Source organism: Leptothrix mechoopdaensis (SeqCode) (assembly GCF_053893855.1).
Genome location: NZ_CM132699.1, coordinates 4535196 through 4550749, shown reverse-complemented (window position 1 = coordinate 4550749; position 15554 = coordinate 4535196). Strand labels below are relative to the sequence as shown.

The 15554-nt window shown below is 70.5% G+C and carries 15 protein-coding genes; 10 read left to right on the top strand and 5 right to left on the bottom strand.

Annotation, left to right across the window (positions count from 1 at the left end; all coding sequences use genetic code 11):
- Positions 1 to 12: 12 nt before the first annotated feature.
- The gene (locus ACWA7K_RS19880) at positions 13 to 243 is read right to left on the bottom strand and encodes a DUF2909 domain-containing protein (protein ID WP_456163558.1); all 231 of its coding nucleotides are present in this window, start codon (positions 241 to 243) and stop codon (positions 13 to 15) included.
- A 64-nt stretch (positions 244 to 307) separates the two neighbouring features.
- Between ACWA7K_RS19880 and ACWA7K_RS19875 the strand changes: the two genes are divergently transcribed.
- The 5 genes from ACWA7K_RS19875 to ACWA7K_RS19855 are packed head-to-tail and all read left to right on the top strand — an operon-like array spanning position 308 to position 4435.
- The gene (locus ACWA7K_RS19875) at positions 308 to 1024 is read left to right on the top strand and encodes an SURF1 family protein (RefSeq protein ID WP_456163556.1); all 717 of its coding nucleotides are present in this window, start codon (positions 308 to 310) and stop codon (positions 1022 to 1024) included.
- Positions 966 to 1691 carry an SCO family protein gene (locus ACWA7K_RS19870; protein WP_456163554.1) on the top strand — a complete coding sequence of 242 codons (726 nt, stop codon included), beginning with the start codon at positions 966 to 968 and terminating at the stop codon, positions 1689 to 1691. Before ACWA7K_RS19875 ends, ACWA7K_RS19870 begins: the two co-directional genes overlap by 59 nt.
- Positions 1692 to 1701: 10 nt before the next feature.
- Positions 1702 to 2916: a COX15/CtaA family protein gene (locus ACWA7K_RS19865; RefSeq protein WP_456163552.1), complete on the top strand. Its 1215-nt coding sequence runs from the start codon at positions 1702 to 1704 to the stop codon at positions 2914 to 2916.
- Entirely contained in the window at positions 2913 to 3827 is a 915-nt protein-coding gene (gene cyoE, locus ACWA7K_RS19860) for a heme o synthase (protein WP_456163550.1), read from the top strand. Before ACWA7K_RS19865 ends, cyoE begins: the two co-directional genes overlap by 4 nt.
- Positions 3815 to 4435 carry an SCO family protein gene (locus ACWA7K_RS19855; protein ID WP_456210237.1) on the top strand — a complete coding sequence of 207 codons (621 nt, stop codon included), beginning with the start codon at positions 3815 to 3817 and terminating at the stop codon, positions 4433 to 4435. Before cyoE ends, ACWA7K_RS19855 begins: the two co-directional genes overlap by 13 nt.
- A gap of 3 nt (positions 4436 to 4438) precedes the next feature.
- Here ACWA7K_RS19855 and ACWA7K_RS19850 read toward each other — a convergent pair whose 3' ends face one another.
- From ACWA7K_RS19850 to ACWA7K_RS19835, 4 genes are all read right to left on the bottom strand, one after another.
- Positions 4439 to 6334 (bottom strand): ATP-binding cassette domain-containing protein, encoded by a 1896-nt coding sequence (locus ACWA7K_RS19850; RefSeq protein WP_456210235.1) that lies wholly within the window; start codon positions 6332 to 6334, stop codon positions 4439 to 4441.
- Positions 6335 to 6467: 133 nt separating this feature from the next.
- Entirely contained in the window at positions 6468 to 7028 is a 561-nt protein-coding gene (pal, locus tag ACWA7K_RS19845) for a peptidoglycan-associated lipoprotein Pal (protein WP_456163544.1), read from the bottom strand.
- A gap of 107 nt (positions 7029 to 7135) precedes the next feature.
- Positions 7136 to 8722, bottom strand: coding sequence for an apolipoprotein N-acyltransferase (gene lnt, locus ACWA7K_RS19840; protein WP_456163542.1), 1587 nt, complete (start codon positions 8720 to 8722; stop codon positions 7136 to 7138).
- 51 nt (positions 8723 to 8773) lie between these two features.
- Positions 8774 to 9664 carry an HlyC/CorC family transporter gene (locus ACWA7K_RS19835; RefSeq protein ID WP_456163540.1) on the bottom strand — a complete coding sequence of 297 codons (891 nt, stop codon included), beginning with the start codon at positions 9662 to 9664 and terminating at the stop codon, positions 8774 to 8776.
- 187 nt (positions 9665 to 9851) lie between these two features.
- On the opposite strand from ACWA7K_RS19835, the gene ACWA7K_RS19830 reads away from it, so the two are divergent.
- The 5 genes from ACWA7K_RS19830 (at position 9852) to hslU (ending at position 15545) form a co-directional block, all read left to right on the top strand.
- On the top strand, positions 9852 to 10904 hold the full coding sequence (locus tag ACWA7K_RS19830; RefSeq protein ID WP_456163538.1) for a CobW family GTP-binding protein: 1053 nt from the start codon (positions 9852 to 9854) through the stop codon (positions 10902 to 10904).
- 282 nt (positions 10905 to 11186) lie between these two features.
- A complete protein-coding gene (dksA, locus tag ACWA7K_RS19825; RefSeq protein WP_456163536.1) occupies positions 11187 to 11675 on the top strand; it encodes an RNA polymerase-binding protein DksA in 489 nt (162 codons plus the stop codon).
- 63 nt (positions 11676 to 11738) lie between these two features.
- On the top strand, positions 11739 to 13484 hold the full coding sequence (locus ACWA7K_RS19820; RefSeq protein ID WP_456163534.1) for a hypothetical protein: 1746 nt from the start codon (positions 11739 to 11741) through the stop codon (positions 13482 to 13484).
- Between the two features lie 116 nt (positions 13485 to 13600).
- A complete protein-coding gene (hslV, locus tag ACWA7K_RS19815; protein ID WP_130481859.1) occupies positions 13601 to 14137 on the top strand; it encodes an ATP-dependent protease subunit HslV in 537 nt (178 codons plus the stop codon).
- Between the two features lie 31 nt (positions 14138 to 14168).
- Positions 14169 to 15545 carry an ATP-dependent protease ATPase subunit HslU gene (gene hslU / locus ACWA7K_RS19810; protein WP_456163532.1) on the top strand — a complete coding sequence of 459 codons (1377 nt, stop codon included), beginning with the start codon at positions 14169 to 14171 and terminating at the stop codon, positions 15543 to 15545.
- Positions 15546 to 15554 lie beyond the last annotated feature (9 nt).

Here is a 15554-nt window from a genome sequence, read left to right as displayed (position 1 = left end):
GCGAATCAGGGATCAGATCGGCTTGAGCGGAACGCCCGTGGGATGGATCCAGCCCATGAACCAGCTCAGCAGCACGAACAGGAAGATCGCCACCGACGCGGCGATGCGCACCGTCAGCGCGCGTGCCATGCGGCCCCGCTCGTCCTGACCCGCGTCCTCGCGAGGGCGCCTGAGCATGAAGACACCGGCCGAGGCCAGCGCTCCGAGAATGACGACGAAGGCCAGTCCGATGATGAGTTTCATGGCGCCAGATTATTCCACCCCCCCTCCGCCGAAGCCGTCGCGCGCGGAGCGACGGCGCCGATTCGTGGTGCTGGTCGCCGCGATCACGGTCTGCGCGGTGACGGCGCGGCTCGGCATCTGGCAGCTCGACCGGGCGGACCAGAAGACGCGGCTGCAGCAGCAGATCGACAGCCGCCACGCCCTGCCGCCGCTGGCCCAGGCCGAATGGCCGGCCGGACGCGCCGCAGACCCGGCCTTCCACGACCGGCTGGTCACGCTGCACGGGCGCTGGCGTCACGACGGCACGGTCTACCTGGAGAACCGGCAGATGCAGGGCCGGCCCGGCTTCCACGTCGTCACGCCGCTGCTGCTCGGACCGGACGACGCCGTGATGGTGGTGCGCGGCTGGATCCCGCGCGACGCGCAGGACCGCACGCGGCTGGCACCGGTGCCGACGCCCGCCGGTGACGTCACGCTGCAAGGCCGGATTGCCCCGCCGCCGTCCAAGCTGTACGACTTCGGCGATGCCGGGCAAGGCGCCATCCGCCAGAATCTCGACCTCGCCGCCCATGCCTCGGCGCTGGGCCTGCCGCTGCGGCCGGCCTCGATCCTGCAGACCGACCCGGTCGCGGCCGACGAGGCACCGCTGTTGCGCGACTGGCCGCTGCCGGCCGTCGACATCCACAAGCACCTGGGCTATGCCGCCCAATGGTTCGCCCTGAGCGCCCTGTGCGCAGGACTCTATGTCTGGTTCCAACTCATCCGTCCACGACTCCAGCAGCGTCGCCGCGCCCCGGCCTGACGAGGATGCGCCGCTCGGCCTGACGGTGCACAGCCTGCCGGCCCAGCCGATCGATCCGGACCAGCGCACCCGCAGCGGCCGGCTGCGCATGCTGCTGATCCTGCTGATGTGCGCCGCGCCGGTGATCGCGTCCTACTTCACCTACTACGTGATCCGGCCGCAGTCGCACACCAACTACAGCACGCTGATCATGCCGCCGCGGGCCTTGCCGGCGCCGGCGCAGCTGAGCCTGCAGGACCTCGCCGGCCAGCCGGTCGACCCGCGCTCGCTGCGGGGCCAATGGCTGCTGGTGGTCGTCGCCGACGGCGCCTGCGACGCCACCTGCGAGAAGCTGCTCTATGCCCAGCGCCAGCTGCGCGAGGGCCTGGGCCGCGACAAGGACCGGGTCGACCGTGTCTGGCTCGTCACGGGTCAGGCACCGCGCGAAGCGGTGCTCCCCGCGATGGCCCAGGCCACCGTGCTGCGCGCCATCGACGGCCAGCTGGCCAGCTGGCTCGAACCGGAAGCCGGGCGCCAGCTCGGCGAGCACCTCTACCTGGTCGACCCGCACGGCCAGTGGATGATGCGCATGCCGGTCGACTTCGACCCGGCCAAGGTCCGCCGCGACCTCGACCGCCTGCTGCGTGCCGCCGCGTCGTGGGACCGCCCCGGCCGCGACACGCTCTGAGGCGATCGACATGGATCCCCAGCTGGTCGACCTGAGCCCCGTGCTGACGCTGGCCGCCATCGGCCTGGCGCTGGCGGCCGGCCCGTTGCTGTGGCTGCTGCGCCGCCAGCGCCATGCCGGCACGCCGCAGCGCCTGCGCGCGCTGACGCTGCTGGCGCTGTTCCTGACCTTCGACCTGATCGTCTTCGGCGCCTACACCCGGCTGTCGGACTCCGGTCTCGGTTGCCCCGACTGGCCGGGCTGCTACGGCAGCGTCAGTCCGATCGGCGCCCGCGACGAGATCCACGCGGCGCAGACCGCCATGCCGACCGGCCCGGTGACCCGCGGCAAGGCCTGGGTCGAGATGATCCACCGCTACCTCGCCACCGGCGTGGGCACCCTGCTGATCGTGCTGTGCGCCTGGACCTGGTGGGCCGCCCGTCGGACGGCCGCCGCGGCGCGCGACCGCTTGCCGATCTCGCCGGCGTGGGCAACGCTGAGCCTGTTCTGGGTCTGCCTGCAAGGCGCCTTCGGGGCGCTGACGGTGACGATGAAGCTCAACCCCGGCATCGTCACGCTGCACCTGCTCGGCGGCATCGGCCTGCTGGCGCTGCTGGCCGTGCAGGCGCAGCGCTACACGGCCGGACTGGCGACGCCGGAATCGCGCCTGCCGGGCGACGGGCTCTGGCCCAGTCAGGTCGACCTCGGGACGCCGCTGCGGCGTGCCGTGCTGGCGGTGCTGCTGCTGGTGATCGCGCAGGTCACGCTCGGCGGCTGGGTCAGCACCCACTACGCCGTGCTGGCCTGTACCGAATTCCCGACCTGCCAAGGCAGCTGGTGGCCGGAGATGGACTTCGACCATGCCTTTGCCTGGCGCCCGGCCCTGGGCCTGAACGCCGACGGTCACCACCTGTCGCTGGCGACGCTGACCGCCATCCACGTGACGCACCGGTTGGCCGCCTTCGTCGTGCTGGCCGCGATGGTGGCGCTGGCCGTCGCGCTGCGGCGCGCCAACGACCGCCGGGCGCGCCCCTATGCCACGTGGCTGCTCGGCCTGGCGGCCTGGCAGTTCGCCAGCGGCCTGTCGAACGTCGTGCTGGGCTGGCCCTTGATCGCCGCACTGGCCCACACCGCCGGGGCTGCCGCGCTGGTCGGCGTGCTGGCGGCGCTGATGGCCGCCTCGCCTCGCACCCTTTCCCCCGAACCCGTCGGCCGCTGGCCGGCGGCTACCGCTGAATCCGCATGAACGCCACCCCGAGCGCCGCCGCGCCGTCTCTCTCGCCCTGGCGACAGTACCTCGCGCTGACCAAGCCGCGGGTCGTCCAGCTGATCGTCTTCTGCGCCGCCATCGGCATGCTGCTGGCCGTCCCGGGCCTGCCCGACCTGGAACAGGCCCGCCTCGCGCTGTGGGGCACCGTCGGCATCTGGCTGGTCGCCAGCGCGGCGGCGGCGTTCAACTGCCTGATCGAGCAGCACATCGACGCGCGCATGAAGCGCACCGCCTGGCGCCCGACCGCCAGCGGCGAACTGAGCCGCCGGCAGGCGCTGGTGTTCTCGGGCCTGCTCGGCGGCGCCGGCATGCTGGTGCTGCACGAATGGGTCAACCCGCTGACCGCCTGGCTGACCTTCGGCACCTTCGTGGGCTACGCGGTGATCTACACCGTCGTGCTCAAGCCGCTGACGCCGCAGAACATCGTCATCGGCGGCGCCTCGGGCGCCATGCCACCGGTGCTGGGCTGGGCCGCGCTGACCGGCGACGTCGGCCCGGAATCGATGATCCTTTGCCTGATCATCTTCCTGTGGACGCCGCCGCACTTCTGGGCCCTGGCGCTCTACCGCGCCGAGGACTACGCCCGCGCCGGCCTGCCGATGCTGCCGGTCACGCACGGCAACGACTTCACGCGGCTGCAGATCCTGCTCTACACCTTCGTGCTGCTGGCCGCGACGCTGCTGCCCTTCGTGCACGGCATGAGCCACTGGCTCTACCTGGCCGCCGCGCTGGTGCTGGGCCTGCGCTTCATCCACTACGCCTGGCGACTCTGGCGCCACTACAGCGAGGCGCTGGCGCGCGAGACCTTCCGGTTCTCGATCTGGCACCTCTCGCTGTTGTTCGCCGCGCTGCTGCTGGACCACTACCTGCTGCCGTGGCAGCGCTGAACGCTGTTGACGCCGATCGCCGCCAGCTGCTCGCCGGCGCGGCGACGCTGCCGTTCTGGCTGGCCGGATGCGACGACCCGCCCAGGCCGGTCTTCAAGGCCGTCGACCTGACCGGCGCGGACTACGCCGACCGCTTCGAACTGCCCGACGTCGACGGCAGGATGCGCACGCTGGCCGACTTCCGGGGCCGCCTGCCGGTCGTGTTCTTCGGCTACACGCAGTGTCCGGACGTCTGCCCGACCACGCTGGCGATGCTGGCCGAGACGCGCCAGCTGCTGGGCGCCAGCGGCGATCGGCTGGTCGCCGTGCTGATCACCATCGACCCGGAACGCGACACGCCCGAGCTGCTGCGCCCCTACGTCGCGAGCTTCGGCGCCGACTGGGTCGCGCTGCGCGGCGACGCGGCGCAGACGCTCGCGACCGCCCGCCGCTTCAAGGTCGCCTACCGCAAGGCACCGGGCAAGACGCCGGACAGCTACACGATGGACCACACCGCCGCGTCCTACGTCTTCGACCCGCGCGGGCGGATCCGCCTCTACGTGCGCAACGGCATGCCGGCGGCCGACCTGGCCGCCGACCTGAAGCTGCTGCTGGCCGAAACCGCCTGACGGTCAGCGCGCCGGCGCCGACAAGGCTTCCCAGCGCTCCAGCAGCGCCATCAGCTCGTCGTCGATCTGCGCGTGACGGGCGTGCACCTCGGCCACGCGCTGCGGCGCCTCGGTGTAGAGGGCGCTGCCGGCGAGCTGCTCGGACAGGTCCTTCTGTTCGGCCTCGAGCGCCGCGATGCGGCCGGGCAGTTCGTCCAGCTCGCGCTGTTCCTTGTAGCTGAGCTTGCGGCGGGCGACGACCGTAGCCGGCGCCGCCACGGGCGCAGGCGCGGGCGCTGAAGCCGTCACCTTGGCGGCGTCCTTCGCAGCATCCTTGGCCGCCAGGGCCGCCGCCCGCTTCGACTGCTGCAGCCAGTCCTCCACGCCGCCCTCGTACTCGCGCCAGGCGCCGTCGCCCTCGCTGACCAACGTGCTGGTCACGACGGCGTCCAGGAAGGTCCGGTCGTGGCTGACGAGGAAGACGGTGCCGGGGTAGTCCTGCAGCAGGTCTTCCAGCAGTTCGAGCGTCTCGATGTCGAGGTCGTTGGTCGGTTCGTCGAGCACCAGCACGTTGGCCGGCCGGGCGAACAGGCGCGCCAGCAGCAGGCGGTTGCGCTCGCCGCCCGACAGGCTCTTGACCGGCGAGTTGGCCCGGGCGGGCGCGAACAGGAAGTCGCCGAGATAGCCCATGACGTGCTTGCGCGTGCCGCCGATCTCGACCCATTCGCTGCCCGGGCTGATGGTGTCGGCCAGCGTGGCCTCGGGGTTGAGCACCTCGCGCATCTGGTCGAAATAGGCGACCTGGATCTGCGTGCCGAGCCGGACCGTGCCGCTGTCGGGCGCGAGCTGGCCGAGGATCAGCTTGAGCAGCGTCGTCTTGCCCGCGCCGTTCGGCCCGATCAGGCCGACCTTGTCGCCGCGCAGCACGGTGTAGTCGAAGCCGCGCACGATGGTGCGTTCGCCGTAGGCCTTCGAGACGCCTTCGAGCTCGGCCACGATCTTGCCGCTGCGCATGCCGGCGTCGAGTTCGAGCTTGGCCTTGCCGACGACGTCGCGGCGCGCGACGCGCTGTTCGCGCAGCTTCTCCAGCCGGGCCACGCGGCCGACGCTGCGGGTGCGGCGGGCCTCGACGCCCTTGCGGATCCAGACCTCTTCCTGCGCCAGCAGCTTGTCGAAGCGGGCCTGCGCCAGCGCCTCGTCCTGCAGCTCGCGCGCCTTGGTCGCCTCATAGGCCGAGAAGCGGCCCGGGTAGCTGCGCAGCACGCCCCGGTCGAGTTCGACGATGCGGGTCGAGACGGCGTCCAGGAAGGCGCGGTCGTGGGTGATGACGACCAGCGCGCCGCGGAAGCTGGTCAGCAGCTCCTGCAGCCACAGGATGGCGTCGAGATCGAGGTGGTTGGTCGGCTCGTCGAGCAGCAGCACGTCCGGCGCGGCCGCCAGCGCACGGGCCAGCGCGACGCGCTTGCGCAGGCCGCCCGACAGCGCGTCGACCAGCCGATCCGGGTCGAGCTGCAGGCGGTGCAGGGTCTCGTCGACGCGCTGCTCCCAGGTCCAGCCATCGACCGCCTCGATGCGGCTCTGCAGCGCGTCGAGGTCGTCGTCCGGCCCCGGGTTCTCGTAGCGCTCGCGCAGGTCGCGGGCCTCGGCCACGCCGTCGCTGACGGCCTGGAACACGGTCGCGCCGGGCTCGAAGGTCGGCTCCTGGGCGACATAGACGCGGCGCAGGCCCTGCTGGACCTGCAGCAGGCCGTCGTCGGGCAGTTCCAGTCCGGCCAGGATCTTCAGCAGCGACGACTTGCCGCTGCCATTGCGGCCGATCAGGCCCAGGCGCTCGCCGGTCTCCACCGACATCGCGGCGTGGTCGAGCAGCGCCACGTGGCCATAGGCCAGGCTGGCATCGAGCAGGGTCAGCAAAGCCATCGCGCGGATTTCCGGTCATGGCCCCGCGCGTCACGTGTCGTGCGGCGGAGCACCAAAGGAAACGGCCGGACGAGCCGGCCGTTCGGGCAGTGAGGCGGAACCTGCGCGAGGCGTCAGGTCCCGACCATCCGCATCAACGGTACTTGACGTCGGCGCGGCGGTTCTTGGCCCACGAGGCTTCGTCGTGGCCGGTGGCGACCGGACGCTCTTCGCCGTAGCTGACGGCTTCGAGCTGGTCGTCACGGGCGCCCAGCAGCTTCAGCGACTGGACGACGGCCTGGGCGCGCTTGTTGCCCAGGGCCAGGTTGTATTCGCTGCTGCCGCGCTCGTCGGCGTTGCCTTCGATCACGACCTTGACGGCCGAGGCGGAAGCCAGGTACTTGCCATGCAGCTCGACGACCGGGCGGTCTTCGGCACGGATCACGAACTGGTCGAAGTCGAAGTAGATGCTGCGCTTCTTCGACAGGTCGCTGTTCGGGTCGAGGTGCGGGGCCAGGGCGGCGGCGGCGTTGTTGCTGGTCGCGGCGGCAGCCGGAGCGGCGGGGGCAGCAGCCGGGGCAGCCGGAGCAGGAGCCGGGGCGGGGGCCGGAGCCGCCGCCGGAGCCGGGGCGGGAGCGGGGGCCGGAGCCGGCGGGGTGCTGGAGCAAGCAGCCAGCGTCAGAGCGATGAGGGCGGCGGAGGTCAGACGGATCATTGTTGGTCCTGGTGGCAGCGGTGGTGACGGCGGTTGGTTCGAGCCGCATGCGGAACACACGGAACCCGAGATTTTAGCGGCACGACAAGTCTTCAGGGCATGCCCTGTCAACCAGTTCGCGTCAATGCGTGTCGAACCCGATCCCGGCGAAGAGTTCCCCGCATCAATACAAAGGCCGTGAAGGTGGCCAACAGCCACGCCGGCCAGAGGCCGAATCGACCGGCCCAGGCGGCGAACGGCGTCAGGCCGCTGCGGGCCGCGACCTCGCCGACCAGCACGCCGCGCTGGTGCGGCGGCAGGGCGTGGCGGACCTCGCCGCGGTGGTCGATGACGACGGTCGCGCCGGTGTTGGTCGCGCGCAGCATCGGCCGCTGGAGTTCGAGGCTGCGCAGCCGCGAGATCTGCAGATGCTGCGGCACCGCGACGCTGCGCCCGAACCAGGCGATGTTGCTGACGTTGGCCAGCACGCCGGGCACCTCGGCCGGCTCGCCGACGAAGCGGGCGGCCAGTTCCTCGCCGAACAGGTCCTCGTAGCAGATGTTGGGCGCCACGGCGACGCCACGCACATGGAAGGCCGGCGCCACCAGCGGACCCCGGTTGAAGTCGCCCAGGGGGATGTTCATCGCGTCGACGAACCAGCGGAAACCGCGCGGCACGAACTCGCCGAAGGGCACGAGGTGGTGCTTGTCGTAACGGTAGGCCGGCGTGCCGGCGGGTCCGAGCCCGGCGACGGAGTTGGTGTAGCCGTGTTCGAAGTCGCCCAGCGGCAGACCGACCAGCAGATGCCGCTCGCCGGCCGCGACCCGATCGGTCAGCTGGCGCCACAGGCCGTCCGGCAGCTGGTCGGGCAACAGCGGGATCGCCGTCTCCGGTGCGACGACCAGCTCGGTGCGGGCCGACAGCAGCGCGTGGAGGTGCCAGTCCAGCGCCTCGGGCAGGCGCTCGGCGCTGAACTTCTCGTCCTGGCTGACGTTGCCCTGCAGCAGCGTGACGCCGAGCCGTCCGGCTGGCTGCGTGAAGTCGGGACCGCGCCAGGCCGGCCCCCAGCCCGCCGCCGCGACGGCCAGCGCGGACAGCGCCAGCCAGACGCGCCGATCACGTCGGCCCGCCAGCCAGCGTGCGGCCTCGCCCGCCAGCCAGGCGGCCAGCCCGGCCGCGCAGGCGCCCATGCCGTAGACGCCCAGCCACGGCGCCAGCACCGCCAGCAGGCCGTCGGCATGCACATAGCCGGTGGCGCCCCACGGGAAGCCGGTGAACCACTCGCCACGCGCCAGCTCGATGGTCAGCCACAGCGCGGCAAACAGGACGGCATCCAGACCCGGGTGGTCGCGCCGCCCGCGGCGCCACAGCGCCAGCGCCAGTGCCGGCAACAGCGCCAGCGCGGCGGCCAGCGCCAGCACGGCCAGGGCGGCCAGCGGCGCAGCCAGGCCGCCGTAGTCGTGCATGCTGATGTAGAGCCACCAGAAGCTGCCGGCCATCCAGCCGGTCCCGCCCAGCAGGCCCAGCAACGCCGCCCGCCCGACACCGGCCCGGCCGGCCACGACCAGCAACAGCCAACCGGCCAGTGCCAGCAGTTGCAGGCCTGGCAGGTTCGCCGGCGCCAGTGCCAGCGCCTGGGCCCAGCCGCACAGCAGCGCGGCAGGCATCGTCAGGCGCAGCGGCCAGGGCGCCGCTGGGGCGGGTCGCAGGTTCATGCGGAAAGAGGAAGGGGGATGGAACGGGACGAAGAGGCGAGCCGTCGCCGGTCAACCGGCTTCGTCACGGGCCCCGGACGGCGCCCGCGTCACCTTGAACCAGCGCACCGCGCCGCCACGGGTCAGCATCACGGTGAACAGCAGCCCGGCGACCTCGACCGATTCGCCCCGGCGCGGCACCTGTCCGTGCTGGTGCGCGACGAGCCCGCCGATGGTCTCGAAGCCGTCGGCCGGCAAGGTGACGGCGAAGGTCTCGGCGACGGCCTGGATGTCGGCATCGCCGGCGACCCGCTGGCTGCCATCGGCCAGCGTGTAGATGCCGGACTCGGCGTCCTTGTCGTCGAACTCGTCCTCGATCTCGCCGACGATCTCCTCGAGCACGTCCTCGATCGTGATCAGGCCGGCAACGCGGCCGAACTCGTCGACCACCAGCGCCAGGTGGTTGCGGTTCGAGCGGAAGTCGCGCAGAAGCTCGTTGAGGCCCTTGGACTCGGGCACGAACACGGCCGGCCGCAGCAGCGTGCGCAGGTTCAGCTCGGGCGCCCGCTGCAGCTTGAGCAGGTCCTTGGCCAGCAGGATGCCGATGATGTTCTCGCGCTCGCCGTCGTAGACCGGGAAGCGCGAGTGCGCACACTCGATCACGGTGGCCAGCAGCTCGTCGTAGGGGGCGGCGATGTCCAGCAGGTCCATCCGCGGCGCGGCGACCATCGCGTCGCCGGCGGTGAGGGCGGCCATGCGGATGACGCCCTCGAGCATGGCGCGCGACTCGGGGTCGATCAGCTCGCGATGCTCGGCTTCGGCCAGGGTCTCGATCAGCTCGTCGGTGGAGTCCGGGCCGGGCGAGATGAACTCGAGGACGCGCTCGAACAGCGAGCGCCGGTCTTGGGGGCTGGAGCGCCCCGATTCGCGCGAATGGCGCGAACCTGGCTGAGGTTCGGACACGGCACGGCGCCGGAAGTGGAGACCCGTAAAGAATACCCGATGGTCGTTACAAGACAGACGTCCGGCAGGCGTTCGTGGGCGCCTTGACGACACCCAACCCTTGACAGACAGTGCATGATCCCCATGTCAGGGGGTCGATCCGCGCCAGAGCGCGCCGGCCCCGTTCCCATCTGCGAAAGTCGTCTCCATGTCCACCGGCCTCATCCCCGCCACCATCCTCACGGGCTTCCTCGGCTCGGGCAAGACCACGCTGCTCAAGCGCGTGCTGTCCGAGTCCCACGGCCAGAAGATCGCGGTGATCGAGAACGAGTTCGGCGAGGAGAACATCGACAACGACATCCTCGTGGCCGAAACCGAGGAGCAGATCATCCAGATGAGCAACGGCTGCATCTGCTGCACGATCCGCGAGGACCTGCGCGCCACGCTGACCGACCTGGCCCAGCGCCGCCGCAAGGGCGAGGTGCAGTTCGACCGGGTCGTGATCGAGACCACCGGCCTGGCCGATCCGGGACCGGTCGCGCAGACCTTCTTCATGGACGACGAGATCGCCGAGAGCTACCTGCTCGACTCGGTGCTGACGCTGGTCGACGCCAAGCATGCCCAGCAGCAGCTCGACGACCGCCAGGAGGCTCGCCGCCAGGTCGGTTTCGCCGACCAGATCTTCATCAGCAAGACCGACATCGCCGATGCGGCCGCCGTTGACGCGCTGGCCCATCGCCTGAAGCACATGAACCCGCGGGCGCCGCAGCGCCGGGTCCACTTCGGCGAGGTGCCGATCGCCGAGGTGTTCGACCTGCGCGGCTTCAACCTCAACGCCAAGCTCGAGATCGACCCGGAGTTCCTGTCCGGCGACGGTCATGGACACGCCCATGGCGATCACGACCATGACCATGACCACGTGCATGGCGAGCACTGCGACCACCCGCACCATCACCACCACGACGACGACGTGAAGTCCTTCGTGTTCCGCTCGAACCGGGCCTTCAGTCCCGCCAAGCTGGAAGACTTCCTGGGTTCGATCGTGCAGATCTACGGCCCGAAGATGCTGCGCTACAAGGGCGTTCTGCTGATGCAGGGCACCGACCGGAAGGTGATCTTCCAGGGTGTGCACCAGCTGATGGGCAGCGACCTCGGCCCGAAGTGGGCCGCCGGCGAGGAGCGCGGCAGCAAGATGGTCTTCATCGGCATCGACCTGCCTCGCGAGGTGTTCCAGCAAGGGCTGGAACACTGCCTGGTGTGATGGGCGCCACGTTGCCATGACGCGCACCCTGAACTCCCGGAGCGCGCCTAGGTTGCGTGGCTACAATCCGCGCGCCCGAAGGGGCCAGGAACATCGCGACGGCCCGCCTGGGCCCTCGTCGATGCCGGCGCCTGAGACCGGTTGGTGCCCCGTCCACGACGGGGGCGCCGACGGCTCGACACAAGCATCAGAAACACATCCGGCTCGGCCCGAGATGTCCGCAGTTCGACCGCCCTGGTGGTCGCAGCGCCCTCCAACCTGCCAACCTCCTCGAGTCGTCCCATGCCCGTGAACGAAGCCACCCGTGCGGCCCAGAAAGCCGACCCGAAACTCGCCAATGCCTGGAAGACCAAGGCGGGTCGCGATCTGAGCGAGCCCGAGCTGCTCGCGATGCCCGACAGCGAGTACATGAACGAGAAGCAGCTCGAGTTCTTCCGCGTCCGCCTGGAAGCCCAGAAGAACGACCTGCTGAGCAACGCGGGCGAGACCACCGAGCACCTGCGCGAGGACACCTCGATCGTTCCCGATCCGGCCGACCGCGCCACGATCGAGGAAGAACACGCCCTCGAGCTGCGCACCCGCGATCGCGAGCGCAAGCTGCTCAAGAAGATCTCGCAGGCGCTGTCGCGCATCGAATCTGGTGACTACGGTTACTGCGATGAAACAGGTGAGCCCATCGGCCTCGGCCGCTTGCTCGCACGACCCACCGCTACACTTTCTCTCGAAGCGCAACAGCGCCGGGAGCTGAAGCAGAAACTCTTCGGCGATTGATCCCCCGCACCCGCCGCAGCCACCCTCCGATCAGCCCTTCGCGCGCGGCATCGCACAGCCCTCATGTCTGAACCCAAGGAACCCCAGAAGAGCGGCTTCCTCCGCAAGGTGGTGCGGTTCGCGCTCAACCCGACCACCGACTGGGCAGACCTGAACGGCAATCCGCAAGAGCAGAAAGAGGACGATCAGGCCAAGACCGAGCTCAAGGCCATGATCGAGCGCAAGCGCCGCAACGACTTCGTGCGCAAGCGCGAGTTCGACATGCTGCGCAAGATCCGACGCGAAGGCCTGACCGGCGAAGGCATCGCCGGCCTGGAGGGTCTGTCGCACCTGGACGATTCCGAGGTCCGCACGCAGGACAGCGGTGCGCGCGCCGATGGCGACGTCAAGGACAAGATCGACGCGATCGAACGCATGATGGTCGGCGAGTCCGGCGGTCGTCGCAGTGGTGCGGCGGTGATGCGCTCGACCACGCCGTCGATGTCGGACTCGTTCTTCTCGGCCACGACGGCGCCGCAGGTGATGACGCCGGCCCACGTGGCCGATGCCTTCAAGCCGACCACCCCGATGGAGATGCTCGAAGGCTCGCTGCAGCTGCATCTGCCCGATCCCGAGGCGAAGTCCGGCGCACCGGCCCAGATGATGAGCAAGGGCGTCTCCGCGCTGTCGCCGCTGATGGGCCTGGGTGAAGGGTCCAACGCCTTCGCCGTCGAGGTCACCGAGCTGGCCCACGACCCCGAGCTCGACGAGGCGGTGATCGCCTTCGCCAATGCCGACTTCGAACAGTGCGAGCGCACGCTGCAGAACCTGATCGCCCCCGGCGGACAGCGTTCGCAACACGCGGAGACCTGGTTCGCGCTGTTCGACCTCTACCGCGCCACCGGCCTGCAGGCCAAGTTCGACGCGCTGGCGATGGACTACGTGCAGCGCTTCGGCTGGTCGCCGCCGCAGTGGTTCTCGCTGCCGCGCATGGTGGCCGAGGCCGCCGCAGACGACGCGCCGCGCACCGCGCGCAAGCCGTCGCAGATCGATGGCTCGATCGGCTGGATCGCCCCCGATGTGCTCGACGTGGCCGCCGTCGGCCAGCTGCGCAACCAGCTGCTGCACATGCCGCTGCCGTGGGTGCTGGACTGGCGCCAGATGCGCCGCATCGATGCCCAGGCCAGCGCCGCGCTGACCAAGCTGCTGACGGACTGGTCCAACGAACCGATCGAGATGCGCTGGATCGGCGGCGAGAAGTTCTTCGCCCTGCTGGCCGAACTGGCGCCGCCGAACAGCCGCAACGCCGATCCGGCCTTCTGGCTGCTGCGCCTGGAGTCGCTGCGCCTGGCCAATCGCGCACCGGATTTCGATCAGGCCGCGATCGACTACTGCCTGACCTACGAGGTCTCGCCGCCGTCCTGGTCGAACGCCCGCTGCTCGCTGCGCGTGTCCGGCGGCAGCGGCGTGACGGTCTCGCCGCCGACCCAGCCGGCGGACGGCAGCCTGAACTTCTCCGACGTCGATGCAGCCGAGGAAAGCGTGCCGATGCTGTCGACCGTCGAGCTCAACGGCCAGCTGGTCGGCGACATCGGCGGCCTGCTGAAGGGCCTGGAGGCCAAGGCCGGCACGGCCTCGGTGATCCAGGTGTCCTGCGCCCGACTGATCCGCATCGACTTCATCGCCGCCGGCGACCTGCTGAACTGGGTGCTGGCACGCCGCACCGAGAACCGCAGCGTCAGCTTCATCGATGCGCACCGGCTGGTCGCGCTGTTCTGCGGCGCGATGGGCATTACCGAACATGCCCGCGTGACGGTGCGCAACATCTGAGCGCACCCGGCGGGCACCCTGCCCGCCTTGGCTTGCCTCAGCCTGCCCCAGCCTGTCTGTCCCCGCCGGCCCTTCCCGAACCCCCGCACCGCGCCGGCCGCACCGGCGCCCTTCCCATGGAATCCTTCCACGGCACCACCATCCTCAGCGTGCGTCGCGGCAGCCAGGTCGCGATGGGCGGCGACGGCCAGGTCACGCTCGGCCACATCGTCGTCAAGTCCAGCGCGCGCAAGGTCCGCAAGCTCTACCGCGACCAGGTGCTCGCGGGCTTCGCCGGCGCGACCGCCGATGCCTTCACGCTGTTCGAGCGCTTCGAGGCCAAGCTGGAGAAACATCAGGGCCACCTCGTTCGAGCCGCCGTCGAGCTGACGCGCGACTGGCGCACCGACCGGGTGCTGCGCAAGCTCGAAGCCATGCTGGCCGTGGCCGACCGGACCGCCTCGCTGATCATCACCGGCAATGGCGACGTGCTGGAGCCCGAGCACGGCATCGTCGCGATCGGCTCGGGCGGCGCCTACGCCCAGGCCGCCGCCCGCGCGCTGCACGAGCACACGCAGCAGAGCCCGGCCGAGATCGTCAAGCGCTCGCTGGAAATCGCCGGCGACCTGTGCATCTACACCAACCAGTCCCACGTCATCGAGACGCTGGACTGAGCCCGAACTGACCGAGCCCATCGAGCCCACCATGGCCCTGACCCCGCAAGAGATCGTCGCCGAGCTGGACCGCCACATCGTCGGCCAGCACGGTGCCAAGCGCGCCGTCGCCATCGCGCTGCGCAACCGCTGGCGGCGCCAGCAGGTCGAAGGCGCGCTGCGCACCGAGATCACGCCGAAGAACATCCTGATGATCGGCCCGACGGGCGTGGGCAAGACCGAGATCGCGCGCCGCCTGGCTCGGCTGGCCGATGCGCCCTTCATCAAGGTCGAGGCCACCAAGTTCACCGAGGTCGGCTACGTCGGCAAGGACGTCGACAGCATCGTGCGCGACCTGGTCGAGAGCGCGATCAAGCAGGAACGCGAGCGCCAGGTCGTCGCGCTGCGCAGCCGTGCCGAGGACGCCGCCGAGGACCGCATCCTCGACGCCCTCGTGCCGCCGCCGCGCAGCGCCGCACGCGCACCCGACAGCCTGTTCGGCTTCGCCGCCGAACCCGCGCCGCCGCCCGCGCCCGCTCCGGACAGCACCGCGCGCCAGGTCATGCGCAAGCGCCTGCGCGAGGGCACGCTCGATGACAAGGAGATCGAGATCGATCTGGCCGACCCCAAGCCCACGATCGACGTGATGGCGCCGGCCGGCATGGACGGCATGGCCGATCAGCTCAAGGGCCTGTTCGCGCAGATGGGCCAGGGCCGCCGCACCACCCGCAAGGTCAGGATCGCCGAGGCCCGCCAGCTGCTGATCGACGAGGAGGCCGGCAAGCTCGTCAACGAGGACGAGATCCGCAGCCGCGCGGTCGCCAATGCCGAGCAGAACGGCATCGTCTTCCTCGACGAGATCGACAAGGTCGCGAGCCGCCACCACGACGGCGGCGGCAGCGGCGCCGAGGTCAGCCGCCAGGGCGTTCAACGCGACCTGCTGCCGCTGGTCGAAGGCACCGCCGTGCAGACCAAGCACGGGCTGGTCCACACCGACCACATCCTGTTCATCGCCTCGGGCGCCTTCCACCTGTCCAAGCCCAGCGACCTGATCCCCGAACTGCAAGGCCGTTTCCCGATCCGGGTCGAGCTGCAGGCCCTGTCGGTCGAGGACTTCGAGGCCATCCTGACCCGCACCGACGCCAGCCTGATCAAGCAGTACCAGGCCCTGCTGGCCACCGAAGGCGTGACGCTGGAGATCGCCCCCGACGCCATCCGCCGGCTCGCCCAGATCGCCTGCGACGTCAACGAGCGCACCGAGAACATCGGCGCGCGCCGCCTGTCGACCGTGCTCGAACGCCTGCTCGACGAGATCAGCTTCGACGCCCCCGCGCGCGCCGGCCAGACCGTCACGATCGACGCCGCGCTGGTCGACGCCCGCCTGGCCGACCTCGCCGCCAACGAGGACCTGTCTCGCTACGTGCTGTGAGACCTCGGT